This window comes from Paracidovorax cattleyae (assembly GCF_900104515.1).
Classification (GTDB): Bacteria; Pseudomonadota; Gammaproteobacteria; order Burkholderiales; family Burkholderiaceae_C; genus Paracidovorax; species Paracidovorax cattleyae.
In genome coordinates this window covers 25,978-52,219 of record NZ_FNJL01000031.1, presented here as the reverse complement: position 1 = coordinate 52,219, position 26,242 = coordinate 25,978, and the positions used below count along the sequence as shown (strand labels likewise).

18 protein-coding genes are annotated in these 26,242 nt (G+C 66.6%); 13 read left to right on the top strand and 5 right to left on the bottom strand.

The features are described from left to right. The first annotated feature begins 35 nt into the window (after positions 1-35). From odhB to BLR05_RS20845, 4 genes are all read left to right on the top strand, one after another. A complete protein-coding gene (odhB, locus tag BLR05_RS20860) occupies positions 36-1,316 on the top strand; it encodes a 2-oxoglutarate dehydrogenase complex dihydrolipoyllysine-residue succinyltransferase (RefSeq protein WP_092838366.1) in 1,281 nt (426 codons plus the stop codon). Positions 1,317-1,569: 253 nt separating this feature from the next. Next, positions 1,570-2,997 (top strand): dihydrolipoyl dehydrogenase, encoded by a 1,428-nt coding sequence (gene lpdA, locus BLR05_RS20855; protein WP_092838363.1) that lies wholly within the window; start codon positions 1,570-1,572, stop codon positions 2,995-2,997. 115 nt (positions 2,998-3,112) lie between these two features. Next, on the top strand, positions 3,113-4,210 hold the full coding sequence (gene zapE / locus BLR05_RS20850; RefSeq protein WP_092838408.1) for a cell division protein ZapE: 1,098 nt from the start codon (positions 3,113-3,115) through the stop codon (positions 4,208-4,210). 23 nt (positions 4,211-4,233) lie between these two features. Continuing rightward, positions 4,234-4,986, top strand: coding sequence for a hypothetical protein (locus BLR05_RS20845; RefSeq protein WP_092838360.1), 753 nt, complete (start codon positions 4,234-4,236; stop codon positions 4,984-4,986). A gap of 49 nt (positions 4,987-5,035) precedes the next feature. Here the strand turns inward: BLR05_RS20845 and BLR05_RS20840 are convergent, their stop codons facing one another. Next, positions 5,036-5,839, bottom strand: a complete 804-nt coding sequence (locus BLR05_RS20840; RefSeq protein WP_092838357.1) for a PP2C family protein-serine/threonine phosphatase — start codon at positions 5,837-5,839, stop codon at positions 5,036-5,038. A 134-nt stretch (positions 5,840-5,973) separates the two neighbouring features. On the opposite strand from BLR05_RS20840, the gene BLR05_RS20835 reads away from it, so the two are divergent. After that, a complete protein-coding gene (locus BLR05_RS20835; protein ID WP_092838354.1) occupies positions 5,974-8,166 on the top strand; it encodes an ATP-dependent DNA helicase in 2,193 nt (730 codons plus the stop codon). Here BLR05_RS20835 and BLR05_RS20830 read toward each other — a convergent pair. Further along, the gene (locus BLR05_RS20830; protein WP_092838351.1) at positions 8,129-8,926 is read right to left on the bottom strand and encodes an outer membrane protein assembly factor BamD; all 798 of its coding nucleotides are present in this window, start codon (positions 8,924-8,926) and stop codon (positions 8,129-8,131) included. The two genes, BLR05_RS20835 and BLR05_RS20830, sit on opposite strands and share 38 nt — an antisense overlap. Before the next feature lie 144 nt (positions 8,927-9,070). On the opposite strand from BLR05_RS20830, the gene dnaE reads away from it, so the two are divergent. The 4 genes from dnaE (at position 9,071) to BLR05_RS20810 (ending at position 16,505) form a co-directional block, all read left to right on the top strand. After that, positions 9,071-12,619 carry a DNA polymerase III subunit alpha gene (dnaE, locus tag BLR05_RS20825; RefSeq protein WP_092838348.1) on the top strand — a complete coding sequence of 1,183 codons (3,549 nt, stop codon included), beginning with the start codon at positions 9,071-9,073 and terminating at the stop codon, positions 12,617-12,619. Positions 12,620-12,819: 200 nt separating this feature from the next. Beyond that, the gene (clpS, locus tag BLR05_RS20820; RefSeq protein ID WP_377778027.1) at positions 12,820-13,179 is read left to right on the top strand and encodes an ATP-dependent Clp protease adapter ClpS; all 360 of its coding nucleotides are present in this window, start codon (positions 12,820-12,822) and stop codon (positions 13,177-13,179) included. A gap of 57 nt (positions 13,180-13,236) precedes the next feature. Continuing rightward, positions 13,237-15,585, top strand: coding sequence for an ATP-dependent Clp protease ATP-binding subunit ClpA (gene clpA / locus BLR05_RS20815; protein WP_092838342.1), 2,349 nt, complete (start codon positions 13,237-13,239; stop codon positions 15,583-15,585). Positions 15,586-15,875: 290 nt separating this feature from the next. Then, entirely contained in the window at positions 15,876-16,505 is a 630-nt protein-coding gene (locus BLR05_RS20810) for a hypothetical protein (protein WP_143015968.1), read from the top strand. Positions 16,506-16,604: 99 nt separating this feature from the next. On the opposite strand, the gene BLR05_RS20805 is transcribed toward BLR05_RS20810, so the two are convergent. After that, a complete protein-coding gene (locus tag BLR05_RS20805; protein ID WP_244160145.1) occupies positions 16,605-17,942 on the bottom strand; it encodes a lytic murein transglycosylase in 1,338 nt (445 codons plus the stop codon). 139 nt (positions 17,943-18,081) lie between these two features. Here BLR05_RS20805 and sbcB point away from each other — a divergent pair, with 139 nt between their 5' ends. The 4 genes from sbcB to BLR05_RS20785 all read left to right on the top strand — a co-directional run bounded on the left by sbcB (position 18,082) and on the right by BLR05_RS20785 (position 24,907). Next, on the top strand, positions 18,082-19,518 hold the full coding sequence (sbcB, locus tag BLR05_RS20800) for an exodeoxyribonuclease I (protein WP_092838334.1): 1,437 nt from the start codon (positions 18,082-18,084) through the stop codon (positions 19,516-19,518). Beyond that, positions 19,490-20,437 carry an NAD-dependent protein deacetylase gene (locus BLR05_RS20795; RefSeq protein WP_192883903.1) on the top strand — a complete coding sequence of 316 codons (948 nt, stop codon included), beginning with the start codon at positions 19,490-19,492 and terminating at the stop codon, positions 20,435-20,437. The genes sbcB and BLR05_RS20795 overlap by 29 nt, the downstream gene beginning before the upstream one ends. 113 nt (positions 20,438-20,550) lie before the next feature. Further along, positions 20,551-22,701, top strand: coding sequence for a sigma-54-dependent Fis family transcriptional regulator (locus BLR05_RS20790; RefSeq protein ID WP_092838331.1), 2,151 nt, complete (start codon positions 20,551-20,553; stop codon positions 22,699-22,701). Positions 22,702-23,089: 388 nt separating this feature from the next. Continuing rightward, on the top strand, positions 23,090-24,907 hold the full coding sequence (locus BLR05_RS20785; RefSeq protein ID WP_167361311.1) for a retron Ec67 family RNA-directed DNA polymerase/endonuclease: 1,818 nt from the start codon (positions 23,090-23,092) through the stop codon (positions 24,905-24,907). A 388-nt stretch (positions 24,908-25,295) separates the two neighbouring features. Here BLR05_RS20785 and BLR05_RS20780 read toward each other — a convergent pair whose 3' ends face one another. Further along, positions 25,296-25,664 (bottom strand): hypothetical protein, encoded by a 369-nt coding sequence (locus tag BLR05_RS20780; protein WP_092838328.1) that lies wholly within the window; start codon positions 25,662-25,664, stop codon positions 25,296-25,298. A gap of 43 nt (positions 25,665-25,707) precedes the next feature. Continuing rightward, the gene (locus BLR05_RS20775; protein WP_092838325.1) at positions 25,708-26,130 is read right to left on the bottom strand and encodes a DUF779 domain-containing protein; all 423 of its coding nucleotides are present in this window, start codon (positions 26,128-26,130) and stop codon (positions 25,708-25,710) included. Positions 26,131-26,242: the final 112 nt, after the last annotated feature.

The window sequence follows — 26,242 nt, the reverse complement described above, 5'->3', positions numbered from 1 at the left end:
ACACAACACGTTCTGAAAGAATCGAAAGAATCGTCATGGCTATCGTAGAAGTCAAAGTCCCCCAACTGTCCGAATCCGTGGCCGAAGCCACGATGCTCTCCTGGAAGAAGAAGGCCGGCGAGGCCGTCGCCATCGATGAGATCCTGATCGAAATCGAGACCGACAAGGTCGTGCTCGAAGTGCCCGCGCCGGCGGCGGGCGTGCTGGCCGAGATCGTGCAGGGCGACGGCGCCACCGTGGTGGCCGACCAGGTCATCGCCAGGATCGATACCGAAGGCAGGGCCGGCGCTGCTGCGCCCGCGCAATCCGCACCGACCGCTGCTGCCCAGGCTCCTGCCGTGGCCGCCGCCGCGGCCGACGCGGCTCCCGCCGCGGGCGGTTCGAAGGGCGACGTGGCCATGCCGGCCGCCGCCAAGCTGCTGGCCGACAACAACCTCTCCGTCTCGGCCGTGTCCGGCACCGGCAAGGATGGCCGCGTGACCAAGGGCGACGTGCTGGCCGCCGTGGCCGGTGGCGCTGCCGCCAAGCCTGCAGCCGCACCGAGCGCCATCCCCACGGGCGTGCCCGCCAAGTCGCTGCCCCAGGTGGCGTCGCCCGCCGCGCCGAACCTGGGCGACCGCCCCGAGCAGCGCGTGCCCATGAGCCGCCTGCGCGCCCGCATCGCCGAGCGCCTGCTGCAGTCGCAGTCCACCAACGCCATCCTGACCACCTTCAACGAGGTGAACATGGCCCCGGTGATGGACCTGCGCAAGAAGTTCCAGGACAGCTTCACCAAGGAGCACGGCACCAAGCTGGGCTTCATGAGCTTCTTCGTGAAGGCGGCAGTGCACGCGCTCAAGAAGTTCCCGGTGCTGAACGCCTCGGTGGACGGCAACGACATCGTCTACCACGGCTACTTCGACATCGGCATCGCCGTCGGCTCGCCCCGCGGCCTGGTGGTGCCGATCCTGCGCAATGCCGATCAGATGAGCTTCGCCGACATCGAGAAGAAGATCGCCGAGTTCGGCAAGAAGGCCCAGGAAGGCAAGCTCGGCATCGAAGACATGACCGGCGGCACGTTCTCGATCTCCAACGGCGGCACCTTCGGCTCGATGCTGTCCACCCCCATCATCAACCCGCCGCAATCGGCCATCCTGGGCGTGCACGCCACCAAGGACCGCGCCGTCGTGGAGAACGGCCAGATCGTGGTGCGCCCGATGAACTACCTGGCGATGTCGTACGACCACCGCATCATCGACGGCCGCGAAGCCGTGCTGGGCCTGGTGGCGATGAAGGAAGCGCTGGAAGATCCGGCCCGCCTGCTGTTCGATATTTGATGGACCAACCCCCTGAGGCGCCTTGCGCCTTCCCCCTTCTCTCGGCTTGCTGCGCAATCCGGGAAGGGGGACACCGCCGGCGCTGCGGGGCGGCCCTTGCGCGGCGGTCGCTGGCCTGGGCCGTGCGCATGGCGCGGGCAGGGGTGTTGCATAGCGCGGTGAAAACCGGAATCCATTGACGGACCCACATGCATGGTTGGCCTCGGGCCAACCGCGCGGTGGGTCTTTCTCCAACTGACACAGTGAGAACGACATGAGCAAACAATTCGACGTGATCGTCATCGGCGGCGGCCCCGGCGGCTACATCGCGGCCATCCGCGCGGCCCAGCTGGGCTTCAACGTGGCCTGCATCGACGAGTGGAAGAACGAGAAGGGCGGCCCCGCACCGGGCGGCACCTGCACGAACGTGGGTTGTATCCCCTCCAAGGCGCTGCTGCAGTCCTCGGAGCATTTCGAGCATGCCAACAAGCATTTCGCCGAGCACGGCATCACGGCCACCGACGTGAAGATCGACGTGGCCAAAATGATCGGCCGCAAGGACGCCGTCGTGAAGCAGAACAACGACGGCATCCTGTACCTGTTCAAGAAGAACAAGGTCAGCTTCTTCCATGGCCGCGGCTCCTTCGTGAAGGCAGCCGAGGGCGGCTACGAGATCCAGGTGGCCGGCGCCGCCCAGGAAACCCTCGTGGGCAAGCAGATCATCGTGGCCACGGGTTCCAACCCGCGTGCGCTGCCCGGCGTGCCCTTCGATGAAGAGAAGGTACTCTCCAATGACGGCGCACTGCGCATCGGCGCCACGCCCAGGAAGCTGGGCCTGATCGGAGCCGGCGTGATCGGCCTTGAAATGGGCTCCGTGTGGCGCCGCGTGGGTGCCGACGTGACGGTGCTCGAAGGCCTGCCCACCTTCCTGGGCGCGGTCGATGAACAGATCGCCAAGGAAGCCAGGAAGGCCTTCGACAAGCAGGGCCTGAAGGTCGAGCTGGGCGTGAAGATCGGCGAGATCAAGACGGGCGGCGAAGGTGTCACGGTGGCCTACACCGATGCCAAGGGCGAGGCCCGCGAACTGGCGGTGGACAAGCTCATCGTCTCCATCGGCCGCGTGCCCAACACCATCGGCCTGAACCCGGAAGCCGTGGGCCTGCAACTCGACGAGCGCGGCGCCATCGTGGTCGATGCCGACTGCAAGACCAACCTGCCCGGCGTGTGGGCAGTGGGCGACGTGGTGCGCGGCCCGATGCTGGCGCACAAGGCCGAGGAAGAGGGCGTGGCGGTGGCTGAACGCATCGCGGGCCAGCACGGCCACGTGAACTTCAACACCATCCCCTGGGTCATCTACACCAGCCCCGAGATCGCGTGGGTGGGCCGCACCGAGCAGCAGCTCAAGGCCGACGGCGTGCAGTACAAGGCCGGCACTTTCCCCTTTCTGGCGAACGGCCGCGCCCGCGCGCTGGGCGACACGACCGGCATGGTCAAGTTCCTGGCCGACGCGACCACGGACGAGATCCTGGGCGTGCACATCGTGGGCCCGATGGCCAGCGAGCTGATCTCCGAGGCCGTGGTGGCCATGGAGTTCAAGGCCAGCGCCGAGGACATCGCGCGCATCTGCCACGCGCACCCCTCGCTGTCCGAGGCGACCAAGGAAGCGGCCCTGGCCGTGGACAAGCGCACGCTCAACTTCTGACGGCGCCGATCGGGAGCGCGCCGCGCTTCCACGGGCTGCCGGTGCGCGCATCCGCGTGCCGGCAGCCGTTGTTTTTCATGTGGATGCGTGGATCGATTGCGTGGGAGAGACGTCCGTGAACGTGAAGCAGGCGTATGAGGCCGAGCTGGCCGCCAAGGGGTTCCGCAGCGACCCGGCACAGCTGAGGGCCGTCGAGGCGCTGCAGCGCTGCGCGGACGACTGGGCCGCGTACAAGGAGAAGCGTTCCAATGCGCTCAAGAAGCTCATCCACCGCCCCGACGTGCCGCGCGGCGTGTACATGTACGGGGGCGTGGGCCGCGGCAAGAGCTTCCTGATGGACTGCTTCTTCAACGCAGTGCCCATCCGTCGCAAGGTGCGCCTGCACTTCCATGAGTTCATGCGCGAGGTGCACCGCGAACTGGCGGGCCTGCAGGGCACGGTGAACCCGCTGGACGTGCTCGGCGAGCGCATCGCCAAGCGCTACAAGCTCATCTGCTTCGACGAGTTCCACGTGGCGGACATCACGGACGCCATGATCCTGCACCGCCTGCTGGCGGCGCTGTTCCACAACGACGTGGGTTTCGTCACCACGTCCAACTTCAAGCCCGACGACCTGTACCCGGGCGGCCTGCACCGCGACCGCATCCTGCCGGCCATCGACCTGCTCAACGAGAGGCTGGAAGTGGTGAACGTGGATAACGGTACCGACTACCGCCGCCGCACGCTGGAACAGGTCCGGCTCTACCACTGCCCGCTGGGCCCGCAGGCCGAGGCCGAGATGGAGGCCGCCTTCGACCAGCTCGCCGAAAGCCGCGACGAGGATCCGGTGCTGCACATCGAGGCGCGCGAGATCCGGGCGCGCCGCAAGGCCGGCGGCGTGGTGTGGTTCGATTTCGACGTGCTGTGCGGTGGCCCGCGCTCGCAGAACGACTACCTGGAGATCGCGTCGCAGTTCCATACCGTGCTGCTGTCCAACGTGCCCTACATGCCGGTGGCCATGGCGTCCCCGGCGCGGCGCTTCACCTGGCTGGTGGACGTGCTGTACGACCGGCGCGTCAAGCTCATCATGTCGGCCGCCGTGCCGCCCGAGCAGCTCTACACGGAGGGGCCGCTCGCGCACGAGTTTCCGCGCACCGTGTCCCGCCTCAATGAAATGCAGTCCAAGGAATTCCTGGCGCTCGAGCGACGGGTGGTGGACACGGGTCTGACCTGAAGTCGCCCGCAAAGGATTCCCGCATGCCCAACTCTTCCCCGTCTTCCGTTTTTCGCACCCTGGCACTGGCGGTGTCCTGGGCGCTGCTGACCGCCGCCGGCCCGGCGGTGGCGGCCGCCGCCCAGGACGACGCGGAGCAGGCCAGGTCCGCGTTCGAGGTGGCGCAGGCCGCCAGGACTGCGGAGCGCACGCGCATCCAGCAGGAGCGCCGCGCGCTCGAGGCGCGCAAGAAGAAGGAAGAGGCGGTCTGCTACCAGCGTTTCTCCGTGGAGGACTGCCTGGAGACCGTGCGTTCGCAGGTGCGGGACGCCGACGGGGTGCTGCGCAAGCGGGAGGTGGAACTGAACAATGCCGAGCGGCGCGAGAAGGCCACGCTGCGCATGCAGTCCATCGAGCAGAAGCAGGCCGAGCAGCGGCAGAAGATCGAGCGCGGCGAGCGCCCGGCGCCCATGCGCTCCGAGTCGCGTTCCCAGACCCAGGCCGAAGACCGCGCGCGGCGCGAGGAGGAGGCGCGCATCCGCGCGGCGCAGCAGCGCGCCCGGGAGGAATCCCACCGCAGCAGCGAGACCGAGCGCGCCGCCACGCAGCCGGCCCGCTCCGCGGAGGCACGGGCCCGCTACGAGGCCAAGCAGCAGGCTGCACGGGAGCGCCGGGAAAAGCGCGAACGCGCCAATGCCGAGTCCGCGGCTTCGGGCCGCAAACCGGCCGCCCCCTTGCCGGAGCCGGTCGATCCCGCTCCCCTGCCGGCGCCGGCCGGTTCCGCACCGGCCCGCTGACCGGGAGGACGCGTGGCGTCGCGGGACGCATGCATCCGCTCAGGCCAGCTCAGCGCTGGGCGGGCAGGGGCCGGGCGCCCACCGCTGCGGCGGCGTCGGCGAGCGTCTCGATCTTCACGATGGCGAGCGACAGGTTGTCGCCGCCTCCGCGTGCGCGGCTGCGCGCCTTATCGATGAGGAATTCGGTCGCTTCGCGCGGGGTGAGCGAGTCCACGACGGAGCCGAGTTCCGCGGGCGAGAAGTAGTGCCACACCCCGTCGCTGCAGGCCATCAGCGTGTCTCCGGGCACCAGCTGCGCGATGGTGTGGATGGCCACGGGCGGGTCGCTCTCGGTGCCCAGGCACCCCACCAGGATGTTCGAGTGCGGATGGGTGTTGGCCTCGGCCTCGGTGATCTCTCCCCGGTCCACCAGCGCCTGGACGTAGGAGTGGTCGCTGGTGCGGTGGACGAGCTGCGAACCACGGAAGTGGTAGATGCGGGAGTCGCCCGCATGCGCCCAGTAGCAGTCGCCGCGGGGGTTGATGAGGAAGGCTGCCACCGTGCTGTGGGGCTCCTGTTCCGCGGAAATGGCGGTCAGGCGGATCACGATGTGCGCTTCTTCCACCATGTGCCGGAGCATGGCGACCGAATTGTCGCTGTCGGGCGCGTAGCGCTCGAAGAGCTGGCGCGCGGTCATCATGACCTGGTCGGAGGCCTTGCGCCCCCCGCTGCGCCCGCCCATGCCGTCGGCCACCACGCCGAGCACGCAGCCGTTGTACCGGGGGTGCGCGATCAGCGCCACCTGGTCCTGCTGGTAGTCGCGGTCGCCTTTGTGGATACCGGTCGACGCAGTGAGGCGAAACGGTTTGTTCATGGCGTCATGGCGGTATCTGAAGGGGCGGGAAAAGGCCTGGGGCGGGCCGCACGCGGCCGGGAGCCCTATTATCGAGGGATGCACCGCGTTTTCTGTGAACTGTCTCGCGCCTGCGGCGTCCTGCGGGGCCGTGGTTGAGCGCCGGCGCGGAACACCCCGGCACGCTCCTGCAGGCAGTGTCGGCCGCTTTCGCGGAAGACGGGCCGCTGGCGATCGCGCAGGCGCGCTTCCAGCCGCGGGCGGGGCAGGCCGCCATGGCCGCGGCCGTCGCGGAAGCCATCGACCGGGGCGGAGCGCTCGTCGTGGAGGCCGGCACGGGCGTCGGCAAGACCTTCGCCTACCTGGTGCCCGCATTGCTCAGCGGGGAGCGCGTGCTGATCTCCACCGCCACCAAGGCGCTGCAGGACCAGCTGCACGGCCGCGATCTCCCCCGGCTGCTGCAGGCGCTGGCATTGCCCGCGCGCACGGCCCTGCTGAAGGGGCGCGGCAGCTACCTGTGCCTGCACCGGCTGGGCATCGCGCGCCAGCACCCTTCGGCGGCCGACACCGCCGTCGCCCGGTTGCTGGCCCGCGCGGAGGTGTGGGCGCAGGCGACCGCCACCGGCGATCTCGCCGAACTGCCGGGCTGGGACGAGCGATCGGCCGCCACGCCGCTGTTCACGTCCACGCGTGACAATTGCCTCGGATCGTCCTGCCCGCGCCTGCGTGAATGCCATGTGTACCAGGCCCGGCGCGAGGCGATGGCGGCCGACGTGGTGGTCATCAACCACCATCTTTTCTTCGCGGACCGCGCCATCCGCGGCTCGGGCGTGGCGGAACTTCTGCCCAGCGTGCGCGTGGTGGTGTTCGACGAGGCCCATCAGCTCAACGAGACGGGCGTGCAGTTCATGGGCACGCAGATGGGCTCCTCGCACTGGCTGGACCTGGCGCGGGACGTGCTGGCCGCGGGGCTGCAGTTCGCGCGGGGCCTGGCGGACTGGCAGGGCGCCGCTGCCGCGCTGGAGCGGGCCGCGCGCGACTGGCGCGTGGCCGCCGGAGCCCGTGCGCCGGGCACGCGGCTGCGCTGGGCCGGACCGGTGCCCGACGGCGTGGATCGCGCGGCCTGGGACGATGCCCTCGGCCGCTTGTCGGCCGCCGCGCGCGAGGCGCTGGCGGCGCTCGATACGGTCAGCGAGATCGCGCCCGATTTCGTGCGGCTGCACGAGCGCTGTGTGGAAGGGATGGAACGGCTCGCCCTGTTCCTGGACCCGGCTCCGCCGGACGCCGTGCGCTGGGTGGAGGTGGGGCAGCACCAGGTACGCGCCTGCCTGGTGCCCCTGGACATCGCGCAGCCGCTGCGCAGGCTGTGGTTTCCGCAGGAGCAGGCCGCGGAGCCGCCCGCCGATGCCGGTATCGACGGCACCCCCGGCACGCGGGATGACCTGCCCTGGATCGACGAGGGCGCCGACCCCGATCCTTGGGGGGCGCCCGGCCCCGCGGCGCTCTCCGGCGTGGTGCCCGGCCCGGGGACAGAGCGTCCGCGTGCCTGGGTATTCACCTCGGCCACGCTGGGCGACGACGCCTCGCTGAAATGGTTCACGTCGGCCTGCGGCCTGGAGGGCGCGCGGGTGCTGCAGGTGCCCAGCCCCTTCGACTATGCGGCCCAGGCGGCGCTCTATGTCCCGCGCCAGTTGCCTCCGCCGTCCGATCCGGGCCACGGGGCCGCGGTGGCGCGCTGGGCGGGCGATGCCGCGCGCGTGCTGGGCGGCCGCACGCTGGTGCTGACCACCACGCTGAAGGCCCTGCGCACGATCGGCGACGTGCTGCGCGAGCGCTTCCCGGACGGCTCCGGCATCGAGGTGCTGGTGCAGGGCGACTGGCCCAAGCGCCGGCTTATGGAACGCTTCCGCGAGGCCGATGCCGGCGGGGACCGCCCCGGCTGCGTGCTGGTGGCGTCCGCCTCGTTCTGGGAGGGGTTCGACGTGCCCGGCGACGCGCTGCAGCTGGTGGTGATCGACAAGCTGCCGTTTCCGCCGCCGGGCGATCCGGTGGTCGAGGCGCGGTCGCAGCGCCTGGAGCAGGAAGGGAAGAATGCCTTCCGGCATTTCGCGCTGCCCGACGCGGCCATCGCGCTCAAGCAGGGCGCCGGGCGGCTGATCCGCAACGAGCAGGACCGGGGCCTGCTGGCGGTCGCCGATGCCCGGCTGGTGACGATGGGCTACGGCAAGCGGCTGCTGGCCGCGCTGCCGCCCATGCGCCGGATTCAGGACGAGGCGGAGTGGAGCGAGGCGCTGCGCGGCCTGGCGGCCGTCACCAGACCTTCCACCACGGCTCCTCCTTCCCCTTGAACCCGTTGCGCATGTATTCGCTCTGGGGGTAGGAGGCGGCCATGACGCGCTGGGCATCGTCGCGCAGCTGGGTCATGCCGAGCGCGTCGTAGGACTTGACGAGGATGTAGAGCGCTTCCTCGAGCGCGGGCACGTCCTTGTAGTCGGCCAGGGCGATCTGCGCACGGCTGATGGCCGCCACGTAGGCGCCCCGCTGGTAGTAGTAGCGGGCCACGTGGACCTCGTACTGCGCGAGGGAGTTGACGATGTACGTCATGCGCTGCTGCGCGTCACGCGCGTAGCGCGAGTCGGGGAAGCGCGTGGTGAGCTCGCGGAAGGATTCGAACGAATCCTTGGCGGCCTTCTGGTCGCGCTCGGAGAGGTCCTGGCGCGACAGCCACGAGAACAGCCCGAGGTTGTCGTTGAAGTTGACCAGGCCCTTCAGGTAGAGCGCGTAGTCGTAGGCCGGGCTCGCGGGGTGCAGCTTCATGAATCGGTCCAGCGTGGCGATCGCCTGGGCCTTCTCGCCGCCCTTGTACTGGGCGTAGGCCTTCTCCAGCTGGGCCTGCTGCGCGAGCGGGGTGCCTGCGGCGCGGCCTTCGAGCTTCTCGAACAGCGGAACGGCCTTGTCGTAGGAGTTGCTGTTCAGCTCGTCCCGCGCCTCGGAATAGATGCGGTTGGGGCTCCAGCCCGCGGTCTTGTCTTCGGTGGTGCTGGAGCAGCCCGCGAGCACGCCTGCGGCAAGCAGGGTGGTCAAGAGCGGCAGGGAAAAACGCGGCATGGCAGCGGCTTTCTGACAATCGGGTAAAGGGAGGCCTGCGCACGCCCGGCGCGGTGCGGCGGGCTGCGGACAACGGGCCATTGTACCGGCCGCCCAGCACCCGGGCTCCGGGCCCGGGATGGGGCGGATTCCTACAATAGCCCCATGTTTGCCCATTTGCGCCTGCACACCGAGTTTTCCGTCGTCGACGGTACCGCCCGCATCGACGAAGTGGCCAAGGCGGCCTCGAAAGACGGCCAGCCCGCCCTCGCGATCACCGATCTCCACAACCTTTTCGGCGCCATCAAGTTCTACAAGGAGGCCCGTGGCAAAGGCGTCAAGCCCGTTCTGGGCGCGGAAGTCAGCATCGAGCCCGAGACCGCCGGCGGTGCGCCCGGCCGCATCCTCCTGCTGGCCCAGGGCCGTCAGGGCTACCTGAACCTCTGCGAGATGCTGGCGCGTGCCTGGACGCGCAATGTCGTCAAGAATGTGCCGCTGTGTACCTGGGGATGGCTGGAAGAGCTGGGCGGCGACCTGATCGCGCTGTCCGGCGCGCAGGCCGGCCCCGTGGGCCAGGCCTTCACCCGCGGCGACGATGATGGTGCGGCGCGCGTGGCGCTGCGGCTGGCCGGGCTGTTCCCGCACCGCTTCTACCTGGAGCTGCAGCGGGCCGGGCGCCCGGAGGACGAGCCGCAGGTGGTGGCGGCCGTGCAATTGGCCGCGCGCCTGCAGCTCCCCGTGGTGGCCACGCAGCCCACGCAATTCCTCACCGCCGACGACTACGAGGCCCACGAGGCCCGGGTCTGCATCTCGGAAGGGGAGATCCTCGCGAACCCGCGCCGGGTGCGCCGCTTCACCCGCGAGCAGTACTTCAAGTCGAGCGCCCAGATGGAGGCGCTGTTCGCCGACGTGCCGACCGCCATCGCCAACACGCTGGAAATCGCCAAGCGCTGCAACCTGACGCTGGTGCTCGGCAAGCCGCGCCTGCCGGACTTCCCCACGCCCAACGGCATGCCGATCGACGAGTACTTCCGCTACGCCTCGTTCGAGGGGCTGGAGGAACGCCTCGCGCACCTCTTCCGCAACGAGGCCGAGCGCGACAGGCAGCGCCCGCGCTACGTGGAGCGGCTGGAGTTCGAGCTGAACACCATCCTGAAGATGGGGTTCCCGGGCTACTTCCTCATCGTGGGCGACTTCATCCAGTGGGCCAAGGAGAACGGCTGCCCGGTGGGCCCGGGCCGGGGTTCCGGCGCCGGCTCGCTCGTGGCCTATGCGCTGAAGATCACCGACCTGGATCCGCTGCAGTACAACCTGCTGTTCGAGCGCTTCCTGAACCCGGAGCGGGTGTCCATGCCCGACTTCGACATCGATTTCTGCCAGTCCAACCGCGACCGGGTGATCGACTACGTGAAGGACAAGTACGGCAAGAACGCCGTGAGCCAGATCGCCACCTTCGGCACCATGGCGGCCAAGGCGGCGATCCGCGACGTGGGCCGCGTCATGGACATGAGCTACACCTTCTGCGACGGCATCTCCAAGCTGGTGCCGGGCAAGCCCGGCATGTCCTACACGCTGGCATACCCGCCCGAGGTGAAGAAGGAGGGCGACAAGAACAACTACGCGCTGGAGCTGGAGCCGATGCTCTACGAGCGCGTGCGCAAGGAAGAGGACGTCAAGACCGTCATCGAGATGGCGCAGAAGCTCGAGGGCATGACCCGCAACATCGGCATGCACGCCGGGGGCGTGCTGATCGCGCCGGGCAAGCTCACCGATTTCTGCCCGCTCTACCAGCAGCCGGGCAGCGAGTCGGCCGTGAGCCAGTACGACAAGGACGACGTGGAGGCCATCGGCCTCGTGAAGTTCGACTTTCTGGGCCTGGCCACGCTGACGATCCTGGAGATCGCGCGCGAGTTCATCATGAAGCGCCACAAGGGGCAGGAGAACTTCTCGTTCGAGAACATCCCGCTCGACGACGCGCCGACCTACCGGCTGTTTTCCGAAGGCAAGACGGAAGCCGTGTTCCAGTTCGAAAGCCGCGGCATGCAGGGCATGCTCAAGGAAGCGCGCCCGAGCCGGCTGGAAGACCTGATCGCCCTGAACGCGCTCTACCGCCCGGGCCCTATGGACCTGATCCCCACCTTCGTGAACCGCAAGCACGGCAAGGAGCCGGTGGAGTACCCGCACCCGCTGGTGGAGCCCGTGCTGGCCGAGACCTACGGGATCATGGTCTACCAGGAGCAGGTGATGCAGACCGCCCAGGTGCTGGGCGGCTACAGCCTGGGCGGCGCCGACATGCTGCGCCGGGCCATGGGCAAGAAGAAGGCCGAGGAGATGGCCGAGCACCGCGAGATCTTCCGCAAGGGCGCGGCCGAGAAGGGCATCGGCCAGGACAAGGCCGATGAGGTGTTCGACCTGATGGAGAAGTTCGCGGGCTACGGCTTCAACAAGTCGCATGCCGCCGCCTACTCCCTGCTGGCCTACCACACCGGCTGGCTCAAGGTGCACTACACGGCCGAGTTCTTCTGCGCCAACATGACGGTGGAAATGGACGACACCGACAAGCTGAAGGTGCTGTACGAGGATGCAGTCAAGCATTTCGGCATGACGTTCGAGCCGCCGGACGTGAACCGGGGCATGTACCGCTTCGAGCCGGTGACGGACAAGGTGATCCGCTACGGGCTGGGTGCGGTCAAGGGCACCGGCCAGCAGGCCATCGAGGCGATCATCGCCGCGCGCGAGGGCCGCGGCGTGGGCCCGCGCGGCGACACCAGGGGGCCGTTCGCCAGCCTGTTCGACTTTTGCGCGCGGGTGGACCGCACCCGGCTGAACAAGCGCACGCTGGAGGCGCTCATCAAGGCGGGCGCGTTCGACGGCATCGAGATGAATCGCGCGTCGCTCGTGGCGTCGATCGACCGGGCCTTCGATTTCGCCAACTCCCTGATCGCCAACGCCAACCAGGGCGGGCTGTTCGACATGATGGGCGACGATTCGCACGGCTCCAGCACCCAGGACCCGGCCCTGGTGGAGATGCTGCCCTGGGGCGTGAAGGAGCGGCTCACGCAGGAGAAGACCGCCGTCGGCTTCTACCTGTCGGGCCACCTGTTCGACGAGGTGGAAAAGGAGGTCCGCCGCTTCATCCGGACCCCGATCGAGGAGCTGGCCGACAGCCGGGAGCCGCAGATCATGGCGGGCATCGTGAGCGACTTCCGGGTGATCAACGGGCAGCGGGGCCGCCTTGCGCTGTTCAAGCTGGACGACAAGTCCGCCATGATCGAGGCCTCTGCCGACGAGAACGTGATCAATGCCCACCGCGACCTGCTCAAGGAAGACGAATTCGTGGTGTTGCTGGGGCGCCTGCAGCTCGACCATTTCAGCGGCGGCCTGCGCGTCAAGGTGATGCAGGGCTGGGATCTCGCCGGCGCGCGCGCCAAGTTCGGCCGCTACCTGCAGGTGGCGGTGGGCGACTGCGCACCGGACGTGCAGCGCCTGGTGCGCGAGTTCCCCCCGAAGCGCCAGGAGACGCCCGAGGGCGAGGTGCTGGTGCATGGCTTGCGGGTGCGCATGGGCGTGCGCTGCCGCTCCGAGGGGCAGGAGGCCGTGGCCGAACTGCAGCTCGGGGAAAGCAGCCGGTTCTTCCCCTCGGACGCGGCCCTGGCGGCCTGGGGCGCGGAGGCCGGCAGCGGGGCGGTGAACGTCGTGTACGACGCAGGCTGACATGGCGCGGGGGTGTGTTCCACGGTGCGGCCTTGAAATTCCGGCCGCCGGCGGCACCTGGGTCGGTGCGTTTCCCGCTGGCGGATTTCCGCCCATGCCGCACCGCATGCGAAACCGTGTCGCAAGACCGGAATTTGCACCCCGGCAACGGGCTTTTTCGGTCTGGGGCAAACTGTCCCGGACGCTCTAGAATGGTCCGCATGGCAACTAAACCACCCCCCATGACCCCGACGCCTCCCACGGGAGTGCCGTCGCGGGATGATGGCGGCTCGGTCGTGCTCGAGAGGCGCACGCAGAGGACCCAGCCGCCCCAGATGTACCAGGTGGTGATGCTGAACGACGACTACACGCCCATGGAATTCGTGATCGTCGTGCTGCAGGAGTTCTTCGGCAAGGACCGCGAAGCGGCCACGCAGATCATGCTCAAGATCCATCTGGATGGCAAAGGCGTATGTGGTGTGTATTCGCGCGACGTCGCCGCCACCAAGGTCGAACAGGTGCGCGAAGCCGCGCACAAGGCGGGCCACCCGCTGCAATGCCTGAGCGAGCCGGTTGAATAACCGGCCCCGGGTCCCGATCTACCGTTATCCCTTCCCCGCAAGCACAAAGGAGTTCACATGATTGCCCAGGAACTGGAAGTCAGCTTGCACATGGCCTTTGTCGAGGCCCGCCAGCAGCGCCACGAGTTCATCACCGTGGAGCATCTGTTGCTTGCACTGCTTGATAACCCCAGCGCAGCCGAGGTGCTGCGTGCATGCTCTGCCAACGTCGAGGACCTTCGCTCGTCGCTGGCCAATTTCATCAAGGACAACACACCGCAGGTGGCGGGCACCGACGAGGTGGACACGCAGCCCACGCTGGGATTCCAGCGGGTGATCCAGCGCGCCATCATGCACGTGCAGTCCACCGGCAACGGCAAGAAGGAGGTGACCGGCGCGAACGTGCTGGTCGCCATCTTCGGCGAGAAGGACTCGCACGCCGTGTACTACCTGCACCAGCAGGGCGTGACCCGCCTGGACGTGGTCAATTTCATCGCCCATGGCATCAAGAAGGGCGAGCCGCCGGAGCCCGCCAAGGCCGAGAACCCCTCGGAGGCCGAGGAAGGGGCTGGCGGCGAGCGCAGCGAGAAGGCCTCTCCGCTGGAGCAGTACACCCAGAATCTCAACGTGGCTGCCAAGGAAGGCAAGATCGATCCGCTGATCGGCCGCCACTACGAGGTCGAGCGCACCATCCAGATCCTCTGCCGCCGCCGCAAGAACAACCCGCTGCTGGTGGGCGAGGCCGGCGTGGGCAAGACGGCGATCGCCGAGGGCCTGGCCTGGCGCATCACGCAGAACGACGTGCCCGAGATCCTGGCCGAGGCCTCGGTCTATTCGCTGGACATGGGCGCGCTGCTGGCCGGCACCAAGTACCGCGGCGATTTCGAGCAGCGCCTCAAGGGCGTGCTCAAGTCGCTCAAGGACAAGCCGAACGCCATCCTGTTCATCGACGAGATCCATACGCTGATCGGCGCGGGCGCCGCCTCGGGCGGCACGCTGGATGCGTCCAACCTGCTCAAGCCGGCGCTCTCCAGCGGCCAGCTCAAGTGCATCGGCGCGACCACCTTCACCGAGTACCGCGGCATCTTCGAGAAGGACGCGGCCCTGTCGCGGCGCTTCCAGAAGGTCGATGTGGTCGAGCCGACCGTGGCCGAGACGGTGGACATCCTCAAGGGGCTCAAGAGCCGCTTCGAGGAGCACCACAGCGTGAAGTACGCCGCCGCGGCCCTGCAGGCGGCGGCGGAGCTGTCGGCCAAGTACATCAACGACCGTCACCTGCCCGACAAGGCCATCGACGTGATCGACGAGGCCGGCGCGGCCCAGCGCATCCTGGTGGCCAGCAAGCGCAAGAAGACCATCGGCAAGGCCGAGATCGAGGAAATCGTGGCGAAGATCGCGCGCATCCCGCCCGCGAACGTGTCCAACGACGACCGCAGCAAGCTGCAGACCATCGAGCGCGACCTCAAGAGCGTGGTGTTCGGCCAGGACAAGGCGCTGGAAGTGCTCGCCTCCGCGGTCAAGATGGCGCGCTCGGGCCTGGGCAAGGGCGACAAGCCGATCGGCTCGTTCCTCTTCAGCGGCCCGACCGGCGTGGGCAAGACCGAGGCGGCCAAGCAACTGGCCTACATCCTGGGCATCGAGCTGATCCGCTTCGACATGTCGGAGTACATGGAGCGCCATGCCGTGAGCCGCCTGATCGGTGCGCCCCCCGGCTACGTCGGCTTCGACCAGGGTGGCCTGCTGACCGAGGCCATCACGAAGAAACCGCACGCGGTGCTGCTGCTCGACGAGATCGAGAAGGCGCACCCGGACATCTTCAACGTGCTGCTGCAGGTGATGGACCACGGCACGCTGACGGACAACAACGGACGCAAGGCCGACTTCCGCAACGTCATCATCATCATGACGACGAACGCGGGGGCCGAGACCATGAACAAGGCCACCATCGGGTTCACCAACCCGCGGCAGGCCGGCGACGAGATGGCCGACATCAAGCGCCTGTTCACGCCCGAGTTCCGCAACCGCCTGGACGCGATCGTCAACTTCAAGGCGCTGGACGAGCAGATCATCCTGCGCGTGGTGGACAAGTTCCTGCTGCAGCTCGAGACCCAGCTCGCCGAGAAGAAGGTGGAAGTCACCTTCACCGACACGCTGCGCAAGCACCTGGCGAAGAAGGGCTTCGATCCGCTGATGGGCGCGCGCCCGATGCAGCGCCTGATCCAGGACACCATCCGCCGTGCGCTGGCCGACGAGCTGCTGTTCGGACGCCTGACCGAAGGTGGCCGCCTGACGGTGGACATCGAGGTGAAGACTGACGAAAAGGGTGTGGAAACGCCCGAGGTGCTGCTGGACATCCAGCCGCTGCCGAAGAAGGACCGTTCTGCCAAGTCCGAGCCCGCGGAACCCGAAGAGGCGACGGCGGACTGACGGTCCCGCCCGCCACGCGTCGGTGCCCTGCGGCACCGCGCCGAGCCCGCAGCCCTGCCAGGGGTTTGCGGGCTTTTTTTCGTTGTGCGCCGCGCGGGCTCTCCCGGTGCCGTCTGAAGCGCCATGAAATTTCCTGAATTGCGATGTCAGGTGGTCCGGGCGGCGTTGAAGCCCTCGGCACGCCATGCCATAGTGTTTCCGCCCCGAGGGCCGCGCGCCACTGCGCGGAAGGGGGAGAGCGCGGCGCGCCAGCGGGCCGCGTCCATCCATACCAACGAAAGATCCATTCCATGAAAAGAGCCATCCCTGTGGTCGCGCTCGCCGGCGCTTTCTGCCTGCCCTGCCTGGCCGATGACATGTCGCAGGCCGAAATCATCAAGACCCTGGAAGCCAACAACCTGGCTTCGCTGGTGCCTATGGTGCAGAAAGGGATCCTGGTGCTGAATGCCTCCGGCACCACGGTCAACAAGATGCAGTTGCAGCGTAGCGGCTTCGTTCCGCACGAGGAGGATGCCGCCTTGGCCCGGTACTGGTACCGCGGCATGCCCATCCAGGAGGTGAACGCCCTGGTCGCCAGCAGCTACAGCACCCTGGAGTGGAACGTGCCGAGTTTCGTCGGCATTGCACCGGGCTATTCGTATTCCTACTCCTATCTATCGATCAAGAGCCCCGGGGCGGTCGTGGAGTTCGGCACCGACGCACCGGGGTGGCTGTTCCAGCAATGGTCGGAAGACAATACCTGCCAGATCAAGGCGGAAGGCGGCGGCACCTACGGCCTGGGACTGGCGGGGACGTTTGCTTCCTGCACCGCTCGAAAGTTCCCTCCCGGCACCCGGGCGCTCGGCGAAGTATTCAGCCGGTGGATGGCATCGGCCGAGGTCACGACGAAGATCGTCTGGGTACTCGTGCCGCGCACATAGCGCTCCGTCCCGCGGGCGGATCACCGATGAAGTGCGCTGCGCCGCAGGCCCGGCCAGCGGCCCAGCATGTCAAATTCCGCATCGGCCCAGCGCCGGGCATCAGGGCGCCTGCAGGCGCTGCAGCAGACCCAGCGTGGGGTATCCGTCTGCTGGCTGCCCGATGCTGAGCTGGAAGCGGCGCAGTCCGGCGCGCGTGGCGGGGCCCATGACCCCATCGGCCGTTCCGGCCGCGAAGCCCCGGGCGTTGAGGGCGTTCTGCAGGTCGCGGGTCTGGCTGCGCGTCAGCGGCTGCAGGTCGCGCGGCCACGGGGCCGTCACGCCGGGGCCGCCGGCGATCTGGCGCGCGAGCAGGGCCACGCCCAGGGCGTAGCTGGTGGAGTTGTTGTAGCGCAGGATCACCCGGAAATTCGGCCCCACCATGAAGGCCGGCCCGCGTGCGCCCGCGGGCACGAGGATGGAGGCACCATCCAGCGCGGGCAGCGGCTGGCCGTCGATGGACTGCACACCTTCGTCCGCCCATTGGGTGGACGGGTGGCGCACGGCGAGCTCGGCGCGCTCGTAGTCGAAGCCCGGCGGCAGGCGCACTTCCACGCCCCAGGGCTGGCCGGCCTGCCATCCCATGCGCGACAGGAAGTTGGCCGTGGACGCGGCGACGTCCGGGACGCTGCCCCAGATGTCCCGGTGGCCGTCGCCGTCGGCGTCCACCGCGTAGCCCAGGAACACGGACGGCAGGAACTGGGTGTGGCCCATGGCGCCGGCCCAGGAACCGATCATGCGGTCGGCGGCGATATCGCCCTGGCCGATGATGCGCAGCGCGGCCAGCAGCTCACCGCGCGCCCAGTCGCGGCGGCGGCCCTCGTAGGCCAGCGTGGCGAGTGCATCGACGGTGCGGAAGCTGCCGAAGTTCGAGCCGTAGTTGCTCTCCATGCCCCAGATGGCGGTGATGACCTCGGCGGGCACGCCGTAGCGCGCGGCCGCGGCGTCCAGGGCGGCGCTCTGCTCGGCCAGCACGGCGCGCCCGCGCTGGATGCGCGTGGGCGACACGGCGCTGTCCAGGTAGGCCCAGGGTGGGCGCGTGAACTCGGGCTGGGAGCGATCGAGCTCGATCACCTGGGGCAGCCACTGCGCGCCGTCCAGGGCGGCGGCGACCGTTTCCGGGCGGATGCCGGCCTGCAGGGCCTCCTGGCGGAAGCCCGCGATCCACTGCGCGAAACCGGCCTGCTCGGCCTCGGCGGAAAGCGGGGCGGCATCGGCCACCGGCGCGGCGGGCGGGGCGGGGGCGGGCGTGGCGGCCTGCGTGCCCGGTGCGGGGACGGCCGGCGGTGCCGTATGGACGGGGACCGGTGCGGGGGGCGCCGTGGGGGAGGAGGCGCAGCCGGCCAGCAGGGCGCAGAGCAGGCCCGCTCCAGCGGCGGGCCACCACGGCCTGGCGGGCATGGCGTGGAGGCGGAAGGACGGACGGAGGGCGGAGGCGGGCGTCGTGTTGCTTCGTTGCATGCCCCATTGTCCACGCGCCGCGGCGGTGCCGGCATACTTGCGGGCTGGAGTTTTACGCGCCGCTGCGCTTCACCGATCCATGCACACGTTTTTCTGGCACGACTACGAGACCTTCGGCGCGGACCCGCGGCGCGACCGCCCCGCGCAGTTCGCAGGCATCCGCACGGATGCCGACCTGAACGAGATCGGCGAGCCGGTGATGATCTATTGCCGCCCGGCGCCGGACTACCTGCCCGACCCCGAGTCCTGCCTACTCACCGGCATCACGCCGCAACTGTGCCTGGAGCGTGGCCTGCCCGAGCACGAGTTCGCCGCGCGCATCGAGGCGGAACTGGCCCGGCCCGGCACGATCGGCGTGGGCTACAACACGATCCGCTTCGACGACGAGATCACGCGCTTCATGTTCTGGCGCAACCTGATCGATCCCTATGCGCGGGAATGGCAGAACGAATGCGGCCGCTGGGACCTGCTGGACGTGGTGCGCCTGACCTACGCGCTGCGCCCCGACGGCATCGAGTGGCCGCGCAAGGAGGACGGCTCTCCCAGCCTGAAGCTCGAGCACCTGTCGCGCGCCAACGGCCTGGTGCACGAAGCCGCGCACGATGCGCTGTCGGATGTGCGCGCCACGATCGCGCTGGCGCGGCTGATCCGGCAGCGCCAGCCGAAGCTGTTCGAGTTCGCGCTGGGCCTGCGCCGCAAGGACCGCGTGGCCGCGGAGCTGCGCCTGCCCGCCACGGCCGATACCGCGCGCCCCTTCCTGCACGTGTCGGGCATGTTCCCCGCCGACCGGGGCTGCCTGGGGATCCTGTGGCCCCTGGCCAGCCATCCGACCAACCGCAACGAGCTGATCGCCTGGGATCTGGCGCACGATCCCGCCGAACTGGCCGGCCTGGATGCCGTGCGCATCCGCGAGCGAATGTTCACGCGCACGGCCGATCTGCCCGAGGGCGTGGTGCGGCTGCCCGTCAAGAGCGTGCACCTGAACAAGTCCCCCATGGTGGTGGGCAACGTGAACACCCTCACGCCGGCCATGGCACAGCGCTGGGGCATCGACGTGGAGCGTGCCGCCGCCCATGCGGAGATCGCACGGGCACTGCCCGACATGAGCGCGATCTGGGCCGAGGTGTTCGCGCGGCCGAAGGAGGCGCCGGCCGATGTGGACCAGGACCTGTACGGCGGCTTCGTCGGCAATGAGGACCGGCGGCGGCTGCAGCGGCTGCGCACGCTGCCGCCGCAGGAGCTGGCGCTGGCCCGGCCGGGCTTCGACGACGAGCGCCTGGAGGAACTGGCCTGGCGCTTCCGCGCGCGCAACTTTCCCGAGACGCTGGACGAGGCCGACCGTGGGCGCTGGGAGGCGCTGCGCGTGGCGCGCCTCATGGAGGGCGAGGGCGGCGCCCTGACATTCGACGCGCTGTTCGCGCGGCTGGACACGCTGGGCGAAACCGCGGACGAGCGCGGCGAGGCGATCCTGGGGGCGCTGTACGAGTATGCAGAAAGCATCGCTCCCGATTTCTGACGGCATCGGGAGCACAGGCGAAGGGTTGCCCCTTCCGGTGTCCGGGTCCGTGTCCCTGCCGGCATCTGCCGGCGGGTTGGATGCCCTGCTGGCCTGGGCGCGCGCCTGCCCGCGGCTCTTCGTGCTGACCGGCGCGGGCTGCAGCACGGCGTCCGGCATTCCCGACTACCGCGACGAGGGCGGTGCCTGGAAGCGCTCCCCGCCGGTCACCTACCAGGCCTTCATGGGCGACGAGGCGGTGCGCCGGCGCTACTGGGCGCGCAGCATGATCGGCTGGCGCATCATGGGCGGTGCCGCGCCGGGGCCTGCGCACCATGCCCTGGCCGCGCTGGAGGCGATGGGCCGGGTGGAGATGCTGCTCACGCAGAACGTGGACGGCCTGCACACTGCCGCGGGGCAGCAGCGGGTGATCGACCTGCACGGGCGCATCGATACGGTGCGCTGCATGGCCTGCGAGGCGCGCATGCCACGCGCGGACCTGCAATCCTGGCTGGAGGACCGCAACCCGGCCTGGGCCGCGCTGACGGCCACTGCAGCGCCGGACGGCGACGCCGACCTGGACGGGCGCGACTTCTCCACGTTCGCGCTGCCGTCCTGCCCGCACTGCGGTGGCGGCCCCCTGAAGCCGGACGTGGTGTTCTTCGGCGAGAGCGTGCCGCGCGAGCGCGTGGAGGCCGCCCGGGCAGCCCTGGCCCGCTCCGATGGATTGCTGGTGGCCGGCTCCTCGCTGATGGTGTATTCGGGCTTCCGCTTCGTGCAGGCGGCCGTGGATTCCGGGCTGCCGGTGGCGGCCGTGAACCGGGGCGTGACGCGCGCGGACGCATTGATCGCGGTCAAGGTCGAGGACGACGTGGGCCGCGTGCTGGAGGCCCTGGCGCATGCGCTGGCACCATCCCGGGGAGTGCCGCCGGCCGCATGACCCGGTGGCACGGGCGGTTTTGCGCGACGGCGTCCGCCGATGGTGCTATGGTGGCCGGATAACGCCCGGGCCGCGCCGCGAGAGCGAGCCGGGGCACCTGAGGAGACAAACCCATGCAGAGCTCCCTCCATGGCGGGGAGGCGGCGCAGGCCGCCGCCTTCGCGCCGCTGCCTTCGGCCCGCGTGATCGCCGAGTCGCACGAGCGCTCCCGCTCCTTCGGCCTGCACCGGCACGCATCCGCCGACCTCCAGCCCCTGGCGCCCGACGCGCTCGCCTGGGCCGTGGCGTGCAACGACGCGCTCTGTGCGCATGCGCTCCCCGTCATGGAAACCCTCTCGGCGCAGATCGCGGGCACGCAGAGCATGGTGCTGCTTACCGACGCCCAGGGCGTGGTGCTGCACGCCCTGGGCGACGAGGAGTTCCTCGGGCGCGCCCACCGGGTCGCGCTGCGGCCCGGCGGCTCGTGGTCCGAGCGCAGCAAGGGCACGAACGCCATCGGCACGGCCCTGGCCCTGGGCGATGCGGTGCAGGTGAACGGCGACGAGCATTTCCTGGCCGCCAACCAGTTCCTCACCTGTTCCTGCGCGCCCATCTGCGACCCGCTGGGGCAGGTGATCGGCGCGCTCGACGTGAGCGGCGAGCGCCACCAGCAGAGTGCCCACACGCTGGCCCTGGTGCGCATGTCCGCCCGCATGGTGGAGAACCATCTCTTCGGCAAGGTCTATGAGGACGCGGTGCGGCTGCGCTTCCATGCACGCCCGGAGTTCCTGGGCACGCTGGTGGAGGGGCTGGCCGCGTTCACGCCGGAGGGCCGCTTCCTCGCGGCCAACCGCAGCGGGCAGTTCCAGCTCGGCATGTCGGCGAACGCATTGCAGGCACAGACCTTCCCGTCGCTCTTCGGCATGCCGATGAGCGCGCTGCTGGCCCATGCACGCGGCGCCATGGCCCGGCCGCTGCAGCTCGCGCTGCCGGGCGGGGTGGTGGTCAATGCGATGGTGGAGTTTCGCCCGAAGGGGGCTGCGGCCCTCGGCTGGATGGTGCAGGGGCGCGACGAGGACGTTTCTCCCGTGACCGCGCCTGCACCCGCGCCCGTGGCGCCAGCTTCCGCCGCGGCTGCGGCAACCCGGCCGCGGCCCACCGCCCCGGTTCCGGCCGGCAGTCCGAGGCTGTCCGGCCTGCGCTACCTGGATACGGGCGATGCGCAGCTGGCGCAGGTGATCGACCGCGTCTCGCGCGTGCTGGGCAGCGACGTGCCCCTGCTCATCCTCGGCGAGACCGGCACGGGCAAGGAACTGCTGGCCCGCGCCATCCACCAGGACGGTCCCCGCGCGCGCGGACCCTTCGTGGCGGTGAACTGCGCATCGATCCCGGAAACATTGATCGAGGCCGAGCTGTTCGGCTACGAGGAGGGCGCCTTCACTGGCGCGCGCCGCAAGGGTAGCGTGGGCAAGATCGCCCAGGCCCACGGCGGCACGCTGTTCCTGGACGAGATCGGCGACATGCCGCTGGCCATGCAGGCCCGGCTGCTGCGCGTGCTGCAGGAGCGCACCGTGGCGCCGCTCGGCTCGGCGCGGCAGATTCCGGTGGACGTGCATGTGCTGTGCGCCACCCACCGCAACCTGCGCGACATGATGGCCCGGGGACTGTTCCGCGACGATCTGTACTACCGGCTCAACGGGCTGGTGGTCCGCCTGCCGGCGCTGCGCGAGCGTTCGGACCTGCGCGTCATCGTGCAGCGCCTCCTGCAGGCGCAGGACCGGGAGCGGGCTGCCGAAGGCTCCGCACCCGGATGGCAGCGGCCGCGCCGGACGGCGCCCCTGCGGGTCTCGCCGCGGGCCATGGAGCTGTTCCTGCGGCACTGCTGGCCGGGCAACCTCCGCCAGCTCTCGAATGCGCTGCGCACGGCGGCGCTGATGGCCGGCGATGCGGACGAGATCGACATCGGGCACCTGCCGGAGGACCTGTTCGACGACGACCCTCCCACTGCCGCCTCCGCAGCCCCGGTGCCAGCAGGACACCTGGGCGATGCCACGCCCGGGGCGTCGGCATGGGGCGCCGAGCCCTGCCCGCCGGGCCGGGGCGCTGCACTCCGGTCCGCGCCGGCCGCGGTGCGCTCATGGGATGAGACGGTGGAGGATGCGCTGCGCCATGCGCTGTCGGTGCATGGCGGCAACGTGTCCGCCGTGGCGCGGGCACTGGGGGTGTCGCGCAATACGGTGTATCGGCGGCTGAAGGCCATGGACGAGGCGCCGGCCTGTCATTAACGTCCTGTACCGATTGCGCGGGGTCGGAATATGAATGGGTATATCTAATGCCCTGGAGCTTCGCTATCGCAACGGAGAAAGAGGTAAGTTGATCGTTTGTCGGTTTAACTACAGCTTTCAGTGGAAGGTGCCAACAAATATCAAAAATTACCAACTCCCAGCGCTCTAAGTTGTTGATCTATAAGGCTAATAAATGATTGTGTTGGTTTCTTCATAGATTGGCGGAAAGATAGCAAGGGCTGATCTCTGTCGTTGTGATGCCTCCGGTAATTTTTCGTGTAGAATGGTCTCGGCTCCGTAGACAGACTTTCTGCCATGTATCGTGGCACTTGACAACAACGTGAGGGCCTATGCCTCATCCTTATGAATCGACACAGCGTATTTGTATGTGACGATTGGTTCGCGTAAGAGTGTCTGCGGAGCCACCTTTACTGATGGCCATCACTTCCCTACTGTTGTGCTTTCATCACTGAGTCGGCTCAAGGCAGCTACGTCACGCGCTCATCTTGCGAGCATATTGGGCATTAAGCTGCAAGACCTGACATATCTTCTTTATAAAAAGCCTATATATAAAAAATATACTTCTTTTGAAATTCCAAAAAGGAGTGGCGGTAAGCGAAAGATAAGTGCGCCGATTGATTCTCTAAAATCGCTGCAGAGGAAAGTGGCAGAAGTTTTGCAGGAATGTATTTCTGAAATTGAAACCTCTACCAAAAAGATCAATCGTGCTGCTCATGGCTTTCGCCTCGATAAGAGCATACTCACCAATGCAGCAATGCATAGAAATAAGCGGTATGTTTTTAATATTGACTTAGAGGACTTTTTTCCTTCTATTACTTTTCCAAGAATCAGAGGATTCTTAACCTCAGATAAGAACTTCAACCTTGCTCCTGTTGTTGCAACCACAATCGCGCAAATAGCTTGCTTGGAAAGTAAATTGCCTCAAGGTAGCCCTTGCTCTCCCGTTATATCTAACCTGATAGCGGGAATTCTCGATGTGCATCTATCACGATTAGCAAAGGTAAATGGATGTACATATACGAGATATGCAGACGATATTACATTTTCGACCAATAAAAAAGATTTCCCAATTGCAATCGCTATTGAATCGCAGGGAAATGCCAATGTCTGGGTGTTGGGCAGGCAGCTTGCGGGGTTAATTAAAAAGTCAGGATTTTCTGTTAACGTGTCAAAAACACGTATGCAATATCGGACATCACGGCAACAGGTCACAGGTTTGGTCGTGAATAAAAAAATCAGCGCCCCTAATGAGTACAGGCATCAGGTGAGGGCTTATGTGAATTCACTTGTTCGGCGCGGTTTTTATATGGTTGATAATGGTGAAAAGGTGGAGGAGGGTGGTATTCAAAAATTACATGGGATGCTTGGCTTTATTCATGCGGTGGAAAGCGTTTACCGTACCGATCTGCAACGGCAGCCGTACAACTATCCGGGTGTGGTAATTGACGAAAGAAGGCCTACTGGAAATTTGTCAATATATCGTCGATTCCTTTTATATACCCGATTTTATGCTAACCATCAGCCGCTGTTAATATGTGAAGGGAAGACTGATAACGTTTATATTGGCAATGCTATTCATCAGCGAAAATCGGAATTTCCTTTGCTAATTAAAAAGAATGATGATGGCAAAGATGTGATCTCTTTTCAGTTTTTTAAATATGCTAGAAAGCATCGAAGAAAGAGTGATATATATTTGCCAAATTATTCTACCGCCATGATTTTGGGTAACGGTAGTGGTGGAGGACCTAATTTGGCTGGTTTGATGAGTGCATATAGGAGTGAGTTGAAAAAATTCACCTCTCCCGGTGGAAAGTGTCCAGTTATTTTTATTGTCGATAGTGATAGTGGGGGGAAGCCGGTTTTTAAAGTTATAGAGGGTATTACAAAGAAAAAACCAAGCGGTACAGAGCTATTTATTCACGTGTTTGAAAATGTTTATGTGATTCCTATATCAAAAGATGGTAAGTCAAATGTGAGCATCGAACATCTTTTCTCGGAAAATGATAAATCGATATTAATGGATGGGAAACCTTTTGATTTCTCGGGCGAATCGTCGGACTCTATCTTGGGTAAAGCTAGTTTTGCATACGATTTTGTTGCTAAATACCCTGAGAAGATTGACTGGTCTGGATTTTCTAGGTTGTTGAAATCTATAAGTGATATTCTTGAGCTACATAAAGCTTGAAAATAAAATTTTATTCAAATATTTTTTAGATTCATTTGCTTGAGGATTGTCTATCTTCGTGCGCGTCTGGGGCGGGGCGGTTTTATAAAAATTGGCAGAGTTCATTGGGTTATGGGTATATGCGCATATGGGCCATGCGGTGCATAGATGCATATGAATTTGCACCTTTAATGCAAAGAATTTTCTCCCCGGAAGTGGGTCTGTGAAAGTCGGTGGACCATACTAGTCTTCAAGGACGGCCTCTAGATAAATACCCAGCAATTGGGGCCTGCTTTCTATGAGGTGATTTTGAATATTCCCAAAAGAATATTTGTGATGCGTCTAGGTCACGATTGCTGTGGTGATAGCCTCCAATACCATGGCGTATAAAATGACTGCTTGGTCCACTTCATGATGCGCGCGTTTCTGCCCGCACACTCCATACCAAAAGTCCAACGGGGCAGGCCCAGAGGATGGACAGCACCCCCACGACGATCAGCGATTCGGGATCGGCCGTGCTCGCAAAAACGGCGACGGCGGCATTGAGCAGCCCTGCGACGGGCGCGATGGCGAACAGCCAGATCGCCGCCACCCCGTTGTGCTGGAGCTTCATGCAGGCGATTGGCACGAGGCAGAGCAGGGCGGGGCTGTAGATGAGCCAGGCCAGCAGGGCATTCCCTTCCCCGACGTAGGGCAGCCCGCTCGCCGAGAGGTGCAGGACGATGCCCCATGCCACGATCCCGACGGCCAGGCCCGCCAATCCGAGGAGATATCGCATGGGACGAGTGCAGTTCTCGTGGATGAGGCTGCGGCGCTGTCCGTCAGCCTGCCCCGCGCGGCGGCGGCCCCAGCGCCTCGATGGCCGCCCACTCGTCGTCGCCGTAGAGCCGTGAGCGGGTGAGGAATCGCAGCCCCGTGGGCCGTTCCAGCGAGAACATGCCGCCGTTGCCGGGCACGGCGTCGATGATCAGGTGCGTGTGCTCCCAGTAGGCGAACTGGGATCCGCTCATGTAGAAGGGCGTGCCGGCGATCTCCCCGAGCAGCACATCGGAATCGCCGAGCATGAATTCGCCGCGGGCGAAGCACATGGGCGCGCTGCCATCGCAGCAGCCGCCTGACTGGTGGAACATGAGCGGGCCGTGCTGTGCGTGCAGCCGTTCGATGAGGGCGACGGCCTCGGGCGTGGCCGAGACACGGGTTGCGGAAACGGGAGTTGCGGAAACGGGGGGCGCGGTCGTCGTCATGCGGTGTCTCCTGTCATGGGTCTGCGCTTCGTGCAGTGTGCCCGAAGCGCAGCGGCGGCACCCGTCCTGCGGCCAGCCCACGCCCTGCGCCAGTACGCAGGGCGTATCCGCC